11 protein-coding genes are annotated in these 16092 nt (G+C 49.2%); 8 read left to right on the top strand and 3 right to left on the bottom strand.

The window, feature by feature from the left end:
• Window positions 1-16 precede the first annotated feature (16 nt).
• Entirely contained in the window at window positions 17-1168 is a 1152-nt protein-coding gene (locus EKN56_RS00175) for an MFS transporter (RefSeq protein WP_407656569.1), read from the bottom strand.
• 371 nt (window positions 1169-1539) lie between these two features.
• Between EKN56_RS00175 and EKN56_RS00170 the strand changes: the two genes are divergently transcribed.
• The 4 genes from EKN56_RS00170 to EKN56_RS00155 all read left to right on the top strand — a co-directional run bounded on the left by EKN56_RS00170 (window position 1540) and on the right by EKN56_RS00155 (window position 7680).
• A complete protein-coding gene (locus EKN56_RS00170) occupies window positions 1540-2253 on the top strand; it encodes a DUF1266 domain-containing protein (RefSeq protein WP_130589963.1) in 714 nt (237 codons plus the stop codon).
• Complete coding sequence (locus EKN56_RS00165) at window positions 2250-4967, top strand: DUF805 domain-containing protein (RefSeq protein WP_130589962.1); 2718 nt, start codon at window positions 2250-2252, stop codon at window positions 4965-4967. The genes EKN56_RS00170 and EKN56_RS00165 overlap by 4 nt, the downstream gene beginning before the upstream one ends.
• Window positions 4968-5018: 51 nt before the next feature.
• Window positions 5019-6098, top strand: coding sequence for a tartrate dehydrogenase (locus tag EKN56_RS00160; RefSeq protein WP_130589961.1), 1080 nt, complete (start codon window positions 5019-5021; stop codon window positions 6096-6098).
• A gap of 130 nt (window positions 6099-6228) precedes the next feature.
• Window positions 6229-7680, top strand: coding sequence for an NAD-dependent succinate-semialdehyde dehydrogenase (locus EKN56_RS00155; RefSeq protein ID WP_130589960.1), 1452 nt, complete (start codon window positions 6229-6231; stop codon window positions 7678-7680).
• A 323-nt stretch (window positions 7681-8003) separates the two neighbouring features.
• Here EKN56_RS00155 and EKN56_RS00150 read toward each other — a convergent pair whose 3' ends face one another.
• Window positions 8004-9689, bottom strand: a complete 1686-nt coding sequence (locus tag EKN56_RS00150; protein ID WP_130593540.1) for a molecular chaperone HscC — start codon at window positions 9687-9689, stop codon at window positions 8004-8006.
• Between the two features lie 183 nt (window positions 9690-9872).
• On the opposite strand from EKN56_RS00150, the gene EKN56_RS00145 reads away from it, so the two are divergent.
• Window positions 9873-11324 (top strand): MFS transporter, encoded by a 1452-nt coding sequence (locus tag EKN56_RS00145; protein ID WP_130589959.1) that lies wholly within the window; start codon window positions 9873-9875, stop codon window positions 11322-11324.
• 24 nt (window positions 11325-11348) lie between these two features.
• Window positions 11349-11912: a GNAT family N-acetyltransferase gene (locus tag EKN56_RS00140; RefSeq protein ID WP_130589958.1), complete on the top strand. Its 564-nt coding sequence runs from the start codon at window positions 11349-11351 to the stop codon at window positions 11910-11912.
• Between the two features lie 110 nt (window positions 11913-12022).
• Here the strand turns inward: EKN56_RS00140 and EKN56_RS00135 are convergent, their stop codons facing one another.
• Window positions 12023-12364: a YegP family protein gene (locus tag EKN56_RS00135; RefSeq protein WP_130589957.1), complete on the bottom strand. Its 342-nt coding sequence runs from the start codon at window positions 12362-12364 to the stop codon at window positions 12023-12025.
• Between the two features lie 528 nt (window positions 12365-12892).
• Here EKN56_RS00135 and maeB point away from each other — a divergent pair.
• Window positions 12893-15172 (top strand): NADP-dependent oxaloacetate-decarboxylating malate dehydrogenase, encoded by a 2280-nt coding sequence (maeB, locus tag EKN56_RS00130; protein ID WP_130589956.1) that lies wholly within the window; start codon window positions 12893-12895, stop codon window positions 15170-15172.
• A gap of 368 nt (window positions 15173-15540) precedes the next feature.
• On the top strand, window positions 15541-15996 hold the full coding sequence (locus EKN56_RS00125) for an anti-virulence regulator CigR family protein (protein ID WP_130589955.1): 456 nt from the start codon (window positions 15541-15543) through the stop codon (window positions 15994-15996).
• The last annotated feature ends 96 nt before the right edge of the window (window positions 15997-16092 follow it).

Below are 16092 nucleotides of genomic sequence, written 5' to 3'. Positions count from 1 at the left end.
CCCAGAACTGACGTAGCTACGGTATCAAATCCATCTGCTTAGTCTCCTTCCCTAACCAAATAACCGCCACTACCGCCACCATAATCGACGCACAGAACAGACTAAAAATCAGCGTAATAGAACTGTTCATTGCCACCAGATAACCGACCATGAGTGGCCCCAGAATACCACCAACCCGACCAATGGAAGCCGCCATTCCGGCACCCGTACCGCGGATAGCGGTTGGATATTGTTCCGGGGTATAGGCGTATAACGCTCCCCATGCCCCCAGATTGAAGAATGACAATAACATGCCAAAAATCAACAGTTGAGCAACGGTATCAGAAGCACCAAAGAAATAGGCTGAAATCGCGGTTCCGGTTAGATACGTTGCCAGTACAAACTTACGTCCATAGCGCTCGATGAGCCATGCGGCGGTGAAGTAACCCGGAAGTTGGGCCAGCGTCATAATCAACACATACTGGAAGCTTTTCACCAGACTAAAGCCCTTCAGCATCACGACACTCGGCAGCCACAGGAACATACCATAGTAAGAAAACACCACGCAGAACCACAGGATCCACAGCATTAGCGTGGCTTTTCGGTAGTCACTGGACCAGACTGCGGTGATATTACTGATAATTGAAGGCTTAGCCTCTTTGGTTTCTGCCCGCTTAAAGCGCGGTGAGTCCGGCAAATTCCAGCGCAGATAAATGGCATAGAATGCAGGTAATGCACTGATTAACATCGCCACACGCCAGCCGTAGCTTGGAATGATAAAGTAAGCAATCAGCGCCGCCGCCAGCCAGCCAAACGCCCAAAAGCTCTCCAGCAGTACTACAATGCGCCCGCGTTCGTGTGATTCAACGCTCTCAGAAACCAACGTCGAGGCTACCGGCAGTTCGCCACCCAGCCCCATACCGATAATAAAACGCAGTACCAATAAAGCAGCCAGCGTAGATACCAGCGCGGTTAATCCACTACCAACGCTAAACAGCAATAACGTGACAATAAATGCCGATTTACGCCCGGTACGATCCGCCATCACGCCAAATACAAATGCCCCTACCGCCATGCCGATAGAGTTAATGCTGCCAATCCAGCCCATTTGTTGAGCCGTTAGTCCCCAGTCTTGTTTTAACGCAGCCAATAGAAATGACAACAGCCCGACATCCAAAGCATCGAACATCCACCCCAGACCGGCAATCGTCAACAGCTTATGTTTAGACACCGCTTTTTGAACCAGCGTTTTTTGTGAAGTCGTCGCTTGTGACACCTGAGTTATCCTCATAAAGTAGAGTTTCAGCGCCTGTTATAACAGGCAGAAAATATCAGAGCGGATGAAGCATAGAACAATTTGTCTCAACCCGCCGATTGATAAACAAAGGCACACTTCCGGATATCCTTTTGGCATATCACAATGTGTAGTTGCAGTTTTTCCAGAAACAATGTGATAACAGCATCTGAGTTGTCTCACAACACATTTTTCCATCTTTGAAGGCGTTTTCTTTCTGTAGTAGTATCCTGAATAACCATTTTTTTTCCCCGTTGAGCTTATTGATGGACCAACAATATCAACACTGGCTATACGCCCTGTCGGCCCCGATGGTCGCGCTAAACATTGAATACGGGGCGTCTTACACCGCACCGGACTTCTACCCAAACGACTCCTCGCTGGATTTAAAAGAGAGCTGGGACATAGAATCCAGAGAATCATTATTCGATACCGTTACCCGCATGATTGACCACGGTCATGCTGATGAACTCTCCTATCCTTACTATTTATGGCACCAGCTAACACCAAACCGTTGGCGGGATTATTCAGCTCATCAGGAAGAGTCGCGTCAGGTATTGCTCGAGTTTGTGGCCGATACGGCCCTCATGTGTGGCTCAGGCGGCATCCGAGCCTGGGATCTGTGCCGAATGAGCTTCCTGTGTCGTATTGGTGTATTAAACCAGTGGATGACTGAACAAGAGAGTTTGTGGTTTCACTGCCGTATTGCCCAGCGCGCCCGCCATTACTACGCCAGTTGGCAAGAGTACGCATCCGGATTTCTGATTGGCAGAACCTTCTGGCTCTCCATCAGTGAAGAGCAGCCGGAACTCAAACGCTACGCTCTGAACAGTAAAGGTACGCTGGATTCGAATATGACCATTTCCCGGCATTTATTTACCGAGCCAAATAGCCCTTATCAGCATCTTATATGGGAAATGGATCCGGCCGAGCTGGAGATGGAAAAACCTCAGTCACTACAGGAGGTTGACTGGTCATGAATCTAAGCTGTTGGCAAATATTAGGCATTGAGCCCACGGACGATCAGGAGATTATCCGTAACGCTTACCGTAAAAAACTACCTGAATATCATCCGGAGAGCGACCCACAAGGTTTCCAAAATCTGCGTCAGGCTTATGAGCAGGCTAAAAAAGGAATTCAGTCAGAATTCCGACCTGTCTCTGCCCTGAATGATGCGCCAATTCAACCCCCGATTGAGACAGAACAAGAGCCCGAAGCGAAGGAACAGCATCCTGAGCAACAGGCCATTGACCAGTTGACTGCGGACCTCGAAACCCTGTTAAACGATGCTACCCAGCGCTATCAGCCGGATGCCTGGCATCAGTACATCCAGAAAATTGATAGCCACTCCATCGAGGTGACTAACCAGCTACGCTGGCAACTGCTGATGATGCTGTATAACACCAGCTACGTCTCCAGAGACTGCGTGCAGATTCTGGCAGAGCGTATGCGTTGGAAACAGCGAATCACCGAACTGAGCGGCGAAAGCGTCGAGCATCTGGATGACTATCTCGACTATATTGCCAAAGGCGATGTCTTCGATATGACACTGCTTACAGGCCTGTCACTACCAGCACAAAATGCCAGCGTAGATCATATTAATTCAATCAATTTCCTGTTTTGGGAAAGACCCGCCTGGATGCTGCGGGAATATTTGCTGCAACCGATGGCCGTCTACTGGCCAGACTCTCCGGAAGTCATGGAGCTACGCTGTCGCTGGTACACACTGGCGGGAATTGGTTCTGAGCATCTCAGCGACTATTGCCTGCAACAGCTAACCAAAGATCCAGAGAACAGCGACTGGCTCTATTTGTACGCTTCCCAATGTTCCATGTCCGGTCATGATGATAAAGCGCTGCCGTTTTGGATCCGTTTGTATCAAGCCGAGCGCCATGCTACGGCAGAAGCCTGGCTATTAACCTGGTGCGTTAATCATGCGCCGGAACGTACGCCGCTGCTGATTCAGGCTCTGGATAATGCACAATATCTCTCAGCCGAAGGCGTAGCCATTGATGCGCCGGAACAGCGTTATATTACCCCAACCCAAACCACCAAAACCTTGCTGCGTTGGGGAGAGGTACTACAAAGTCCAATGCCGCTGATAGCGCAGGATTTCGCTAACTGGCGGCTACATAAAGAGACGCCAATTACCATGATTCGCCATCTGATTCTGGATGATGGCAGCGATCCAGAGGTACATCTCTATCGCCACGCCAGTATGCTGCGATTGGGAAATGAAACGCTGTTACAGCAAATTATTGATGAACCGGAAAGCGGCGATCCGCTCGACGACCTGATCCTGAGCCGATTTAAATTACAGGCTCAGCAACGTTTAGACTGGCTGAAAACATCCACGGTTATTCAAGCGTTTACCCATTGGTTGTATGCTCCACAGCCGGAGGCACTACCGGCAGAACTGGCACAGCGCGACTCAGAAGCACATTTGCAATGTCTGCACTGGTTACTGCAACGGCGCTGGATGGCCGATGAACAATTAGAACGCTTAGCCAACAGTGAGACTTTTGGCAGCAATCTGGAAACCATTACGGATTGGATCAGCTTTATAGCCCTGAATAACAGTGCATCACTGCCGGAACCCGCCAACGATCAGGATTACTGGCAATGGTGTCGCCATTGCTATGCGCTGGTTCTGTTGTTAGAAAGACCGGCAGAATCCTTACCGATGCTGGTACAGGCGAAAAATATAACACCACAAGAGCAGCATCCGCTGTATGAATTCTGCCCGTTAATTAACGACCTGGATATACAGCAGGATAATATCGTTGAGCAATATCGGGATAAGCTCACGCTGAGCCAGATTCTCCAGCACCATTCATGGACGCGGCTGCCGATCACACCGGAAAACTATCTGGAGAACCAACAGACCACTCGCTCTTATTCTATCGACCATTTTTATATCAGCAGTCTGGAATGGCGAGGACGTATTGAAAAATCTTCGAATATCAATCAAATGGTATTCTATGCCGCTTGCGCCTGGTTTGGCCTCAACGGTCGGGAAAAACGTTTCACTACGTTGATAGAAGAGATGCAGCTCAACAATGAGGCGGAACAGGCGCTAAGAAGCGCCTTGCTTAACGCAACGCCTTATGGGCAAATCAATGAAGTGCGTAATCCCCGGCTGAAAGAGCTGATAAGCGAAACGTTGAATATGCGCCGCAATCCTCATCTGGTTCTCTCTGAAGACAGTCAGAAATCACTTTGGGATTGCCAGCAAAACCCCAATGAAGATATTACCTTGCGTCTGGTGGCCAAACTGTTATTACAGGAATCCCGCTATCGCGGTAGAAATCCGGTAGAAACAAGCCAACAGCCCAGTAAATTCTGGGAGTTCTGGCGCTTTAAATCTCGCCTGAACCGCACCGGCTTTGCCGCTCAATTTCTGTTGGGTGCACTGCTGAGCTTTATTATTGGCGTCATCATGATCAAGATGTCAGACAGTGCTGTAGGCCCATTAGTTTTAGTGGCCTTGTTTCTGGTCAGCAGCCTTGGTGCCATGATCAGACGGGCAAATGACCTGAACTTGAGTAATACGGCCATCATCATCATGGCGGTGGTATCCACGATTTTTCCTATTACCATGACCTTAAGCATCATTTATCTGTTACTGGCTCCGGGCGTTCCTTTTGCCAATAAAGCCGGGCCGCCGGCTAATGGATGGTTTAATCAACCATAGAACAGACAAGATGCCCATTGAGTTAATTTAATCACACAAGAGAGGCCCCTGATGAATAAGACTTACAGAATTGCCGCCATTCCCGGCGACGGTATCGGCAAAGAAGTATTACCAGAAGGGGTCCGCGTGCTGGAAGCCGCTGCCCGACGTTGGGATCTCAACCTGGAGTTTCATACTTTCGACTGGGCGAGCTGTGATTACTATCTTGAGCACGGCAGCATGATGCCAGCCGACTGGTTTAAACAACTCCAGTCGTTTGACGCCATCTATTTTGGTGCCGTTGGCTGGCCGGACAAAGTACCAGACCATATCTCCCTGTGGGGTTCATTGCTTAAATTTCGCCGTGAGTTTGACCAGTACGTTAACCTGCGACCGGTACGCCTGTTTCCGGGGGTTCCCTGTCCATTAGCCAATAAAAAGCCCGGCGATATCGATTTTTATGTGGTGAGGGAAAATACCGAAGGGGAATACTCTTCCCTTGGTGGCCGCATGTTTGAAGGCACAGACAGGGAGTTTGTGGTACAGGAGTCTATCTTCTCCCGCCACGGGGTTGATCGCATCCTGAAGTATGCTTTTGAACTGGCTCAGACTCGCCCGCGCAAAAAACTGACTTCGGCCACAAAATCCAACGGTATGGCTATCAGCATGCCTTACTGGGATGAACGTCTGGCTTTAATGGCAGAAAACTATCCACAAATTGCCTGGGACAAGCAGCATATTGATATTCTTTGTGCTCGCTTCGTACTTAATCCGGAACGTTTTGATGTAGTGGTGGCCTCTAACCTGTTTGGCGATATTCTGTCAGACCTCGGCCCGGCCTGTGCTGGCACCATTGGCATCGCGCCGTCTGCCAATATCAATCCGGAACGTAACTTCCCGTCGATGTTTGAACCGGTGCACGGTTCCGCACCTGATATTTACGGTCAGAATATTGCTAATCCGATTGCCATGATCTGGACCGGGGCCATGATGCTGAGCTTTCTGGGTGAAGGGGATAATCGCTATCAACAGGCTCATGATGGCATCCTACACGCCATTGAACAGGCAATCGCTCAGGGGCCAAAAACCCGCGACATGGGCGGCAGTGCCTCAACTCAGGAAGTTGGCAAAGCGATTGCTGAACGACTGTAGTGAAATCTGACAGTTAGCCGCTATCGGCACCCGCTCTTTATCCGGATGTCGATAGCCCATCACAAATTGCCCGCATTCGATGGTCTATCCTTAAAGACTACCCTGAAATCTGTTTCCGGAGGTCAATCTAATGAAACTTAATGATCCAACGTTGTTTAAACAACAGGCGTTTATCAATGGTATCTGGCTGGATGCCGGCAGTAAAAACCACCTCGAGGTATTTGACCCCGCTACCGGTGAACGTTTGGGCCAGGTGCCCGATATGAACGAAAACGATACGCTGGTTGCCGTGGACGCTGCACGTTTGGCGCTAAACGGCTGGAAAGTGTTACCGGCTCAGCAACGCTCAATACTGCTGCGTAAATGGTTCGATTTAATGATCGAGAACCGCAAAGATTTAGCCATGATCATGACCCGTGAACAGGGCAAGCCATTGGCCGAAGCCGAAGGCGAAATTCGTTATGCTGCTTCCTTTATTGAATGGTTTGCCGAACAGTGTAAACGTACCAATGGTGACGTGATCCCATCGCCAACGGCGGATAAGCGCCTGATGGTGATAAAACAACCCATCGGCGTTTGCGCTGCAATTACACCGTGGAACTTTCCGGCGGCCATGATCACTCGCAAAGCAGCTCCGGCACTGGCTGCGGGCTGTACCATGGTGTTAAGACCTGCCAGCGAAACGCCTTATTCTGCTCTGGCGATGGCGGAGCTGGCACGACGAGCGGGTATTCCTGCCGGGGTATTTAATGTCGTCACCGGGCGTTCCGGCCCGATTGGCGGCGTACTCACGGCTCATCCGGATATCCGTAAGCTAACCTTTACCGGCTCCACCGAAGTGGGTCGCCTGTTGATGCGACAAAGTGCGGAGACGATTAAGAAAGTGTCACTGGAATTGGGAGGTAATGCGCCTTTTATCGTTTTTGACGATGCGGATATTCCCGCCGCTGTGGAAGGTGCGATTGCGGCCAAATACCGTAATGCCGGACAAACTTGCGTTTGTGCTAACCGTTTCTATATCCATCGTGATGTCTATTCTACCTTTGCTGAACAGTTCACTCGCAAAGTAAATGAGCTGAAGGTGGGTAACGGACTTGATGAAGGGGTTAATATCGGCCCGATGATTAATCAGAAGGCGGTGGAAAAAGTACAGTCGCTGGTTGATGATGCCGTTTCCCACGGAGCAAAAATGCTCACCGGCGGCAAGGTTCATCCACTGGGCGGTAACTTTGTTAATCCAGTCGTGTTGGGCGATGTTCCTGAGAGTGCAAAGTTACTGGAGGAAGAAATCTTTGGTCCGGTTGCACCACTGGTGATTTTTGATGATGAAAAAGAAGCTATCCGTCTGGCCAATAGCACCATTTATGGGCTGGCCGCCTATTTCTACAGTAAAGACAGTGCCCGCATCTGGCGCGTCAGCGAGGCGCTGGAGTACGGTATGGTCGGTATTAATACCGGTTTGTTGTCGAATGAAGTGGCTCCGTTTGGCGGTGTGAAGCAGTCAGGATTGGGGCGTGAAGGCTCTGAGTATGGGATCGATGATTATCTGGAGTTGAAGTATATGTGTCAGGGGGGATTGTAGTGCTGTTGTGGTTTTGTTGAAATGGACAACGGTGGATGTTCCAGCCGTAATGGCATTGTGCTTATATTGACTTTGTGCCCGGCCGGAAGGTCACCTGTACTTAAGTCTGGAGAGCGTCGGGCCTAGGCTGCCTACGGGCAGTTATGAAACACCTTGCGGTGTTTCACCCTGACGGGCCAGCGCTAGCGCTGTTCAAACAGGCTTTGCCTGTTTGTCGTTGGCTTACGCCAAGTCGCCCCCCACGCCACCCTATCCCTCCGATTGGCTTTATTAACAGATAAAACCCATCAAATATTGTCGTAATTAATTCAACTAACTAAACATTACAACTTCATCGAGTTCAGGTAGTCGATGAGTCTTTCTCGTACTTGAGTAATCAGTTCTTCTTTGTGTTCGGCCAGGGTTTGGTCGAACTCTTGTAGCCAGATGCCAATTTGCATGCGCTGGTCGCCGAGGGATTGGGACCAGGCGCGTTCGAGGCGAGCCAGTAGTGCGCGGTTTGGAATGGCGTCTCGCGGGTGAATTTTCAGCGCTTTAAGTCGGTCGTGGCTGGCCTGTTTTTGGCTGTCGCTCAGCCCTATTGGGCTGTGGTCGATGACTTTGGAGTGGGTGCTGCCGGTTTCCAGCATGTTGACGTCCACTTCCAGCAGTCCATTGATGTCGTAACTAAAGCGGATATCCAGTGATTGAATACGGCCATTGGGTTCTACCGGAACTTCGAACGATTCCACCAGAATATTGTTATCTACCCGAGGGCTTTCTCCCTGATAGACCGCCACCCGAATAAATTTTTGTTCCGGATGATTGGTATAGAAGGTTTCAACCCGGGAAGTTGGCACCACGGTATTACGTTCAATAATCGGTGAGAAGATCCCCGATATTTTATCGTTACTGGTGGCGATTCCCAGCGTGTACGGACAAACATCCGTCAGGATAACTTCGTCAATATCTTCGTTACGCAAGCGACAGGCGGCCTGCACTGCTGCACCTAATGCTACAATGGTGCTGGGGTCCAGATGCTGATGGGGCATTTTGCCAAACAGCCGCACCACCATGCGCTGGATAACGCTCAGGCGGGAAGCGCCACCCACCAGCACCAGATTATCCAATTGGCTTGGCTGTAAGCGAGCATCGCTCAGCGCCTGTTCAATCGGGGCACGAAGGCGATTTAGCAATGGTAACCACAGCTTTTCAGCCTGTTGATCGTCAAGGCTATAACTCCACTCTTTGTCCTGCCAGTGCCAATTCAGCACGCTTTCCTGATTATTCAGGCCGCATTTTATCTCTTCGGCACTGTCATTGAGGCGAGCTATCGCTTCCGGTGTAATGGTACTTTCGTCCAGCTTCCACTCTTTCAGGCAGGCTTTCACCAGCGCGTGAGTAAAATCTTCCCCACCAAGGTAGTTATCACCGGCAGAAGAGTGAACTTCAATCAGAGGCAGCGCATATTCCAGTACGGTAACGTCAAAGGTTCCGCCCCCCAGATCAAACACCAGCGTACGGCCAAATTCCTGAGTATGCAGGCCATAGGCCATCGCTGCTGCGGTTGGTTCATTGATTAAACGCACGGCATTAAGCCCCGCCAGCTCCGCAGCGAAACGGGTTTGTTTGCGCTGCTCATCGCTAAAATAGGCAGGAACGGAGATAACCACGTCGGTAATCGGTTGATCTAACCAGGCCTCAGCATCCGCTTTAAGGGATTTGAGTACCAGAGCGGAAAGTTCAGGCGCAGTAAAAGTCTTATCACCCAGTTTGTACTGGCGATTGCTACCCATATAGCGTTTGAACAGTGAAGCGGTTTTCGTCGGGTGAGTTGTCAGGCGAGACAAGGCCGCACGACCAATCAGAATAGAGTCATCCTCATCAACACTGATGGCGGAAGGGGTCAGATATTCCCCCAGTGCATTGGGAATAAGATGAGCTTTGCCATCTTGCCAAACGCTAATAAGACTGTTGGTTGTCCCTAAATCAATACCGATTGCCGGTACAGATGCCTGCTCTCCATTCATGACTTTCACCTCGTTCCAATTCCTTAGTGCTGCATCATATCGGGGGAAAAGCGATCAATCAAACGTCTGAGAACGCTTTGTGTCATTCAGGCCGATCCCGCACTAAAACCGTCCGTTACTATTTCTTCCGGGTATATTTTGTTACCATCGGATGCTGGTTAAAAAAACTCCACCGGAGGATCCGTGAGAAAAGCCCTTGGCGTGTTTTTCCCCCTGTATACCACAACCATGATTATGTTGTTGGGTTCCGGGCTGCTGACCACCTATATCTCCCTGCGATTAGCATCAACCAGCGTTAGCGGTGCCTTTATTGGGGCAATTATTGCCGCAAACTATATTGGTCTGGTGATTGGGGGGAAGGTCGGTTACTCATTGATTATTCGGGTCGGGCACATCCGAACCTATGTCGCCTGTGCCGGTATTATTACCGCAGCGGTACTGATGCACGGTATCACCGAGATTCTGATGGTGTGGGTGGTTCTGAGGCTGATTATTGGCCTGTGCCTGATGTGTCAGTATATGGTACTGGAAAGCTGGTTTAACGATCAGGCGGAACCTAACCAACGGGGTGTGGTATTTGGCTTTTATATGGCCGCCTCTTATCTGGGAACGGCATTGGGACAGATTGTTTTAATTATGCAGCCTGATTTAGGCATTCAAACCCTGCTGATTATTGCCCTTTGTTTCTCACTTTGTCTGGTACCTATTGCTCTGACCACCCGTAGCCACGTGCAGCAGATTTCACCGGCGCCTATGGAGCTGCGTTATTTTATTGGCTCGATTCCCAAAGTGCTGGCCTCTATTGTGGTGATCGGCATGGTGGTGGGCTCTTTTTACGGTCTGGCTCCGGTTTATACCAGCCTGCAATCCCTTTCCACTGAACAGACGGGGATGTTTATGGCGGTTTCTATTTGTGCCGGTCTGATTGCTCAACTGCCTTTTAGCTGGCTTTCCGATCGTTATAATCGATTAGTTTTATTACGAATAATTGCTCTGTTACTGGCATTAGCCGCGTTACCATTAGCCATACTGACCCATATCTCTTTTACGCTTTTACTGGGAATCGGGTTTGTAGTGGGCATGCTGCAATTTACCCTCTATCCATTGGTCGTGGCTCTGGCCAATGACCTGATTGAATCAGAGCGCCGGGTTTCGCTGGCGGCTTGTTTACTGATGTCATTTGGCGTAGGTGCCAGTATCGGCCCTCTGATTGTTGGTGCCCTGATGCAACCGCTGGGGGGTAATATTCTGTATGCTTTCTTTGCGTTATGTAGCGTAGTGTTGGTACTGCTCAGTCGCACGGCGAAAAAGCAGGAAGTGCATTTTGTGGAAGATGCCCCATTGCCGCATATTGCTATGCCAGACAGCCTGATGAGTTCTCCGCTTTCTCCGGCACTTAACCCCAGCTTTGATGAACAGATGATTCAGGACAGCATGCCAGCGCCAGAGATCGTTAATCAGCAGGACATTGTGGAGACGGACGGCCCAGTGGACGACTCCACAGAGACGGCTTTGGCTGTTGATGAGGATATTGAACCCCCAGTAATTATCATTCGTGAACATCATGAACAGGATGATAAACAGGATAAGGACGACAAAGATGACGGCCTGGAGAAGGCCTACACTCTGGTATAGATGAATATTTAATTAAGGTATCTGATGTCCAAGCTAATTGAACCTGAAACCGAACGCTTGCAGCTACGGCAGTGGTGTCCTGAAGATCGCGCCCCCTTTGCCGCACTTAATGCTGACGCTCAGGTAATGGAGTTTTTCCCTTCTACTCTGGATAAAGCCACCAGCGATGCCATGGCCGATCGCTGCCAGTCGCTAATTGCTGAACGCGGATGGGGTTTATGGGCGGTTGAATTGAAAGCCACCGCCCAATTTATTGGCTTTGTCGGCCTGCATATTCCAACCTATGAACTTCCCTTTTCCCCTTGTGTGGAAATTGGCTGGCGACTGGCAAAGGATTTTTGGGGAAAAGGATACGCTACTGAGGCGGCAAAACGCGCCCTGCAGGTGGGCTTTGAACAGCTTGAACTGCCAGAGATTGTTGCCTTTACCACCATAACTAATCAGCGCTCCAGAGCGGTGATGGAAAGGCTGGGAATGACGCTATCGCCAGACTATTTTGACCATCCGGCGCTGGCGAAAGATCACCCGCTACTGCAACACTGCCTGTATCGTCTGGCAGCAAAACCATCGCTATTACGCCAGTTCTAATTCTCAACAGCCTATTGAAGCTGGCGCAATAAAGAAAAAAGTCCGTTAGCCATGTAAGGCACTAACGGACGAAGCACTACAGGGTGTAAAAATCCTGTTGGCAGAAGCAATCAGGCTTCTACAGTCAAATCTACGACGGTTGCATCAGGTGCATTATGAGTAACAGAAGCAATACCTGCGTCTCGTGACTGTTCAGAGGTATACGTCTGGCTGGTACCAATAACCTGACCATTAGATGCTTTTAAATTGAAAGAGAACTTGTCATTAGAGGTCACTTTCTTTTCAAAATATTTGCTGTCCTGAGAATGGGTTTTCACTGACTTGATACCATTCTGGCAGTTAGCTTTGGTGGTATAACCTTCACTACCCAGAATGATTTGCCCATTTCCTGCTTTTAAGCGGAAATAGAATTCATTGTTTTTACTCAGAAAAATTTCAAATTTTGCACTCATTGTCGACTCACCTTTTAGTTAATCCATCTTATTGATAGCGACTACATATCCTCATGCTGCGACCGGATAGGTTCCTTAAAAAGCGTCAATGCAACCTAAAACTGAAGAAAGACCCTTTCTAACCGATACACAGTAAGCATAGTTGATGGTATTAGCTCTGGTATGTAATACGAAAAGAAAAATAATTAAATTTTTCAACCAAATGATATTTATGATAAATAATCATTCAATGATGACAATTTAACCGATTAAGGACCAATTAATAATTCAGACGCGTGGGGGAAAGGCTTAATAGTTATTCCCTGTCACAATAAGCGATAACACCACTGATGTTTGCGTGGTCAATTATTAATTTAATGTTAAGATTGCTGTCTAACTGTGCTTTATAATGAATAAGTACGTAAAGAAACAGTTATAGTGAAAGACCAACAATAACGATGCTGCATCTCATCAGTCTTTAATAATTACCCTATATCTATTCCGGGGTATCACGGCGTCGCCCTGTACCACCCTGAAAAGGACACGATAATGGACGAACAATTAAAACAAAGCGCTCTTGATTTCCACCAGTTTCCTGTACCAGGAAAAATTAAAATAACGCCAACCAAACCACTGGCTACCCAGCGTGATTTAGCACTGGCCTACTCGCCGGGCGTTGCTGCGCCCTGCTTAGAAATTGCCGCCGATCCTCAGGCATCTTACAAATATACTGCCCGTGGCAATCTGGTAGCGGTAATCTCTAACGGCACAGCCGTACTCGGCTTGGGCAACATTGGTGCCCTGGCTGGAAAACCCGTGATGGAAGGTAAAGGCGTGCTGTTCAAAAAGTTCGCCGGTATTGACGTATTTGATATTGAAGTTGACGAATCTGACCCGGAAAAGCTGATTGAAATTATCGCTTCTCTGGAACCAACCTTTGGCGGAATCAACCTGGAAGATATTAAAGCACCCGAGTGCTTCCAGATCGAAAAAGCGCTACGTAAGCGCATGAAGATTCCTGTGTTCCACGACGATCAGCATGGTACTGCCATTATCTGCGCCTCTGCGGTATTAAACGGTTTGCGAGTTGTGGACAAAAAAATCAGCGACGTTACGCTGGTGGTATCCGGTGCCGGTGCAGCAGCCATCGCCTGTCTGAACCTGCTGGTTGCGCTGGGTATGGACAAAAAGAACATTACCGTTTGTGACTCACGCGGCGTTATCTATCAGGGCCGCGATGAGAATATGGAAGAGAATAAAGCGCTTTACGCGGTAGTAGACAGCGGTAAACGCAGCCTGGCCGAAGTCATTGACGGTGCGGATATCTTCCTTGGCTGTTCAGGTCCTGGTGTGTTAACACAGGACATGGTGAAAGGCATGGCCAAGAATCCATTGATTCTGGCGCTGGCTAACCCTGAACCAGAAATTCTGCCACCGCTGGCTAAAGCGGTTCGTCCAGATGCTATCGTCTGTACCGGCCGTTCGGATTACCCGAATCAGGTAAACAACGTTCTGTGTTTCCCATTCCTGTTCCGTGGCGCGCTGGATGTTGGCGCAACGGTAATCAACGAAGAGATGAAACTGGCCGCGGTACGCGCCATCGCCGATCTGGCGCTGGCAGAGCAGAGCGATGTGGTTTCTTCTGCCTATGGCGATCAGGAGCTCTCTTTTGGGCCTGAATACCTGATTCCAAAACCATTCGACCCGCGTCTGATTGTAAAAATCGCTCCGGCCGTAGCGCAAGCAGCAATGGATTCCGGTGTTGCTGAGCGTCCAATTACCGATATGGATGCTTACGTTGAACATCTGACCCAGTTTATCTATAAAACCAATCTGTTTATGAAGCCAATCTTCTCCCAGGCGAAGAAACAGCTGAAGCGAATTGTGATGGCTGAAGGGGAAGAAGAGCGCGTACTGCACGCCACTCAGGACATCGTTTCTCAGGGGCTGGCCTATCCGATTCTGATCGGTCGCCCAAGCGTGATTGAAATGCGCATCAAAAAATTGGGTCTGCAAATTGCTGCGGGTAAAGATTTTGAGATTGTGAATAACGAATCCGATCCGCGTTTCAACGAGTACTGGAATGAGTACTATCAGTTGATGAAGCGTAAAGGCGTTTCCCGCGAGCAGGCACAGCGTACATTAATCGGTAACCCAACCCTGATTGGTACCATTATGGTGCAACGTGGTGAAGCTGACGGCCTGATTTGCGGTACTATCGGCAGTTATCATGAGCATTATGAGGTGCTGAAAGGAGTATTTGGCTATCGTGACGGGGTGAATACTGCCTGTGCGATGAACGCGATTATTCTGCCAAGCGGCAATACCTTTATTGCTGATACCTATGTGAATGATGATCCAACGCCGGAACAGCTGGCAGAAATCACGCTAATGGCAGCGGAGACCGTACGTCGCTTTGGTATCGAGCCTAAAGTCGCGCTACTGTCACACTCCAGTTTTGGCACCTCAGATAGCCCAAGCGCCCGTAAAATGCGCAAGGTGTTGGAGCTGGTGAAACTGGCCGCTCCGGAGCTGGAAATTGATGGCGAAATGCACGGCGATGCCGCTCTGGTAGAGAGTATTCGTAACGACGTGATGCCGGACAGCCCGCTGAAAGGCGCAGCAAATATCCTGATTATGCCAAATATGGAATCGGCTCGTATCAGCTATAACCTGCTGCGAGTTTCCTCTTCAGAAGGTGTGACCGTGGGTCCAGTACTAATGGGTATTTCCAAGCCGGTACATATTCTGACGCCGATCGCTTCCGTTAGACGTATCGTGAATATGGTAGCGCTGGCGGCGGCTGAAGCTCAAACTCAGTTGCTGTAGTTGATAAAAAACCGATTTGTTCGGTTTCGTGTTTTAAAATAGCCAATTGTTGGGAGGGACGGGTGTTGGGGTCGACTTGGCGTAAGCCAACGAAGTGCCCCTAACCCGGCCAGGCCCAACACGCACTGAAGCCAAGTACAGACGGTCTTCCGGTCGAGCACAAAGCGAATATAAGCACTTCAGATTTTACGACCGGAATATCCATTGATGCCAATTGATTAGGTTTTCAGATTGCCTCATCCGATCTTATCTACCGTTACAACCATTATCACTTCTTTTACAGTCGGCTTATCCATGCTGACGGAAGCGCTGTTTAATCGCTGCTAATATTCATTCAGACAGCAAATCATTCAGATAAGGCTTCACATATGAACAAAAAACTCTCTGCTATCATCTTTGCAGCATTCATACCTTTGGTGTTGGGAGCGACTCCGGTAAATGCCGATCCCGGAGGCAATGGCAAAGGTAATAGCCAGAAACAGTATGACCATAAAGATAAAGGCAACAAAGGTAATAAAAATAAGGAAAACGGGCACGATGACCACGATAATGTCAGCGTAACCATTACGTTCGATCAGGCTCGGGGAATGGCGGTTAACTACGGCATTATTGGCTATAAGCCTTTGCCACCAGGCATTGCCAAAAATTTAGCACGGGGTAAACCGCTGCCTCCGGGCATTGCTAAAAAAAGGGTACCGGTGACCATGCTAAACGGCCTCCCTCACTATCCTGGCTATGAATGGTACGCGGTGGGTGATGATTTGGTGCTGGTTGCCGTAACAAATTTAATAGTGAACACTATTTTGCAAGGGGTCTTTCATTAGTCGCTGTTTCAGTAAACAATAAAACCGGCCTGAACAACGGGCCGGTTTTGTTATCAGAACGAACGCCGGATGGCGATCGTTCCGTTTGTTAGTGCA

Source organism: Limnobaculum zhutongyuii (genome assembly GCF_004295645.1).
Lineage (GTDB): Bacteria > Pseudomonadota > Gammaproteobacteria > Enterobacterales > Enterobacteriaceae > Limnobaculum > Limnobaculum zhutongyuii.
This window is presented reverse-complemented; position numbering and strand designations above follow the sequence as displayed.

What these genes read in the sequence shown, in the direction of transcription:
- EKN56_RS00160 (WP_130589961.1), top strand. Translation starts at nt 5,019, where the DNA reads ATGAATAAGACTTACAGAATTGCCGCCATTCCCGGCGACGGTATCGGC.
- EKN56_RS00170 (WP_130589963.1), top strand. Translation starts at nt 1,540, where the DNA reads ATGGACCAACAATATCAACACTGGCTATACGCCCTGTCGGCCCCGATG.
- EKN56_RS00135 (WP_130589957.1), bottom strand. Translation starts at nt 12,364, where the DNA reads ATGAGTGCAAAATTTGAAATTTTTCTGAGTAAAAACAATGAATTCTAT.
- EKN56_RS00155 (WP_130589960.1), top strand. Translation starts at nt 6,229, where the DNA reads ATGAAACTTAATGATCCAACGTTGTTTAAACAACAGGCGTTTATCAAT.
- maeB (WP_130589956.1), top strand. Translation starts at nt 12,893, where the DNA reads ATGGACGAACAATTAAAACAAAGCGCTCTTGATTTCCACCAGTTTCCT.
- EKN56_RS00175 (WP_407656569.1), bottom strand. Translation starts at nt 1,168, where the DNA reads ATGTTCGATGCTTTGGATGTCGGGCTGTTGTCATTTCTATTGGCTGCG.
- EKN56_RS00150 (WP_130593540.1), bottom strand. Translation starts at nt 9,689, where the DNA reads ATGAATGGAGAGCAGGCATCTGTACCGGCAATCGGTATTGATTTAGGG.
- EKN56_RS00165 (WP_130589962.1), top strand. Translation starts at nt 2,250, where the DNA reads ATGAATCTAAGCTGTTGGCAAATATTAGGCATTGAGCCCACGGACGAT.
- EKN56_RS00125 (WP_130589955.1), top strand. Translation starts at nt 15,541, where the DNA reads ATGAACAAAAAACTCTCTGCTATCATCTTTGCAGCATTCATACCTTTG.
- EKN56_RS00140 (WP_130589958.1), top strand. Translation starts at nt 11,349, where the DNA reads ATGTCCAAGCTAATTGAACCTGAAACCGAACGCTTGCAGCTACGGCAG.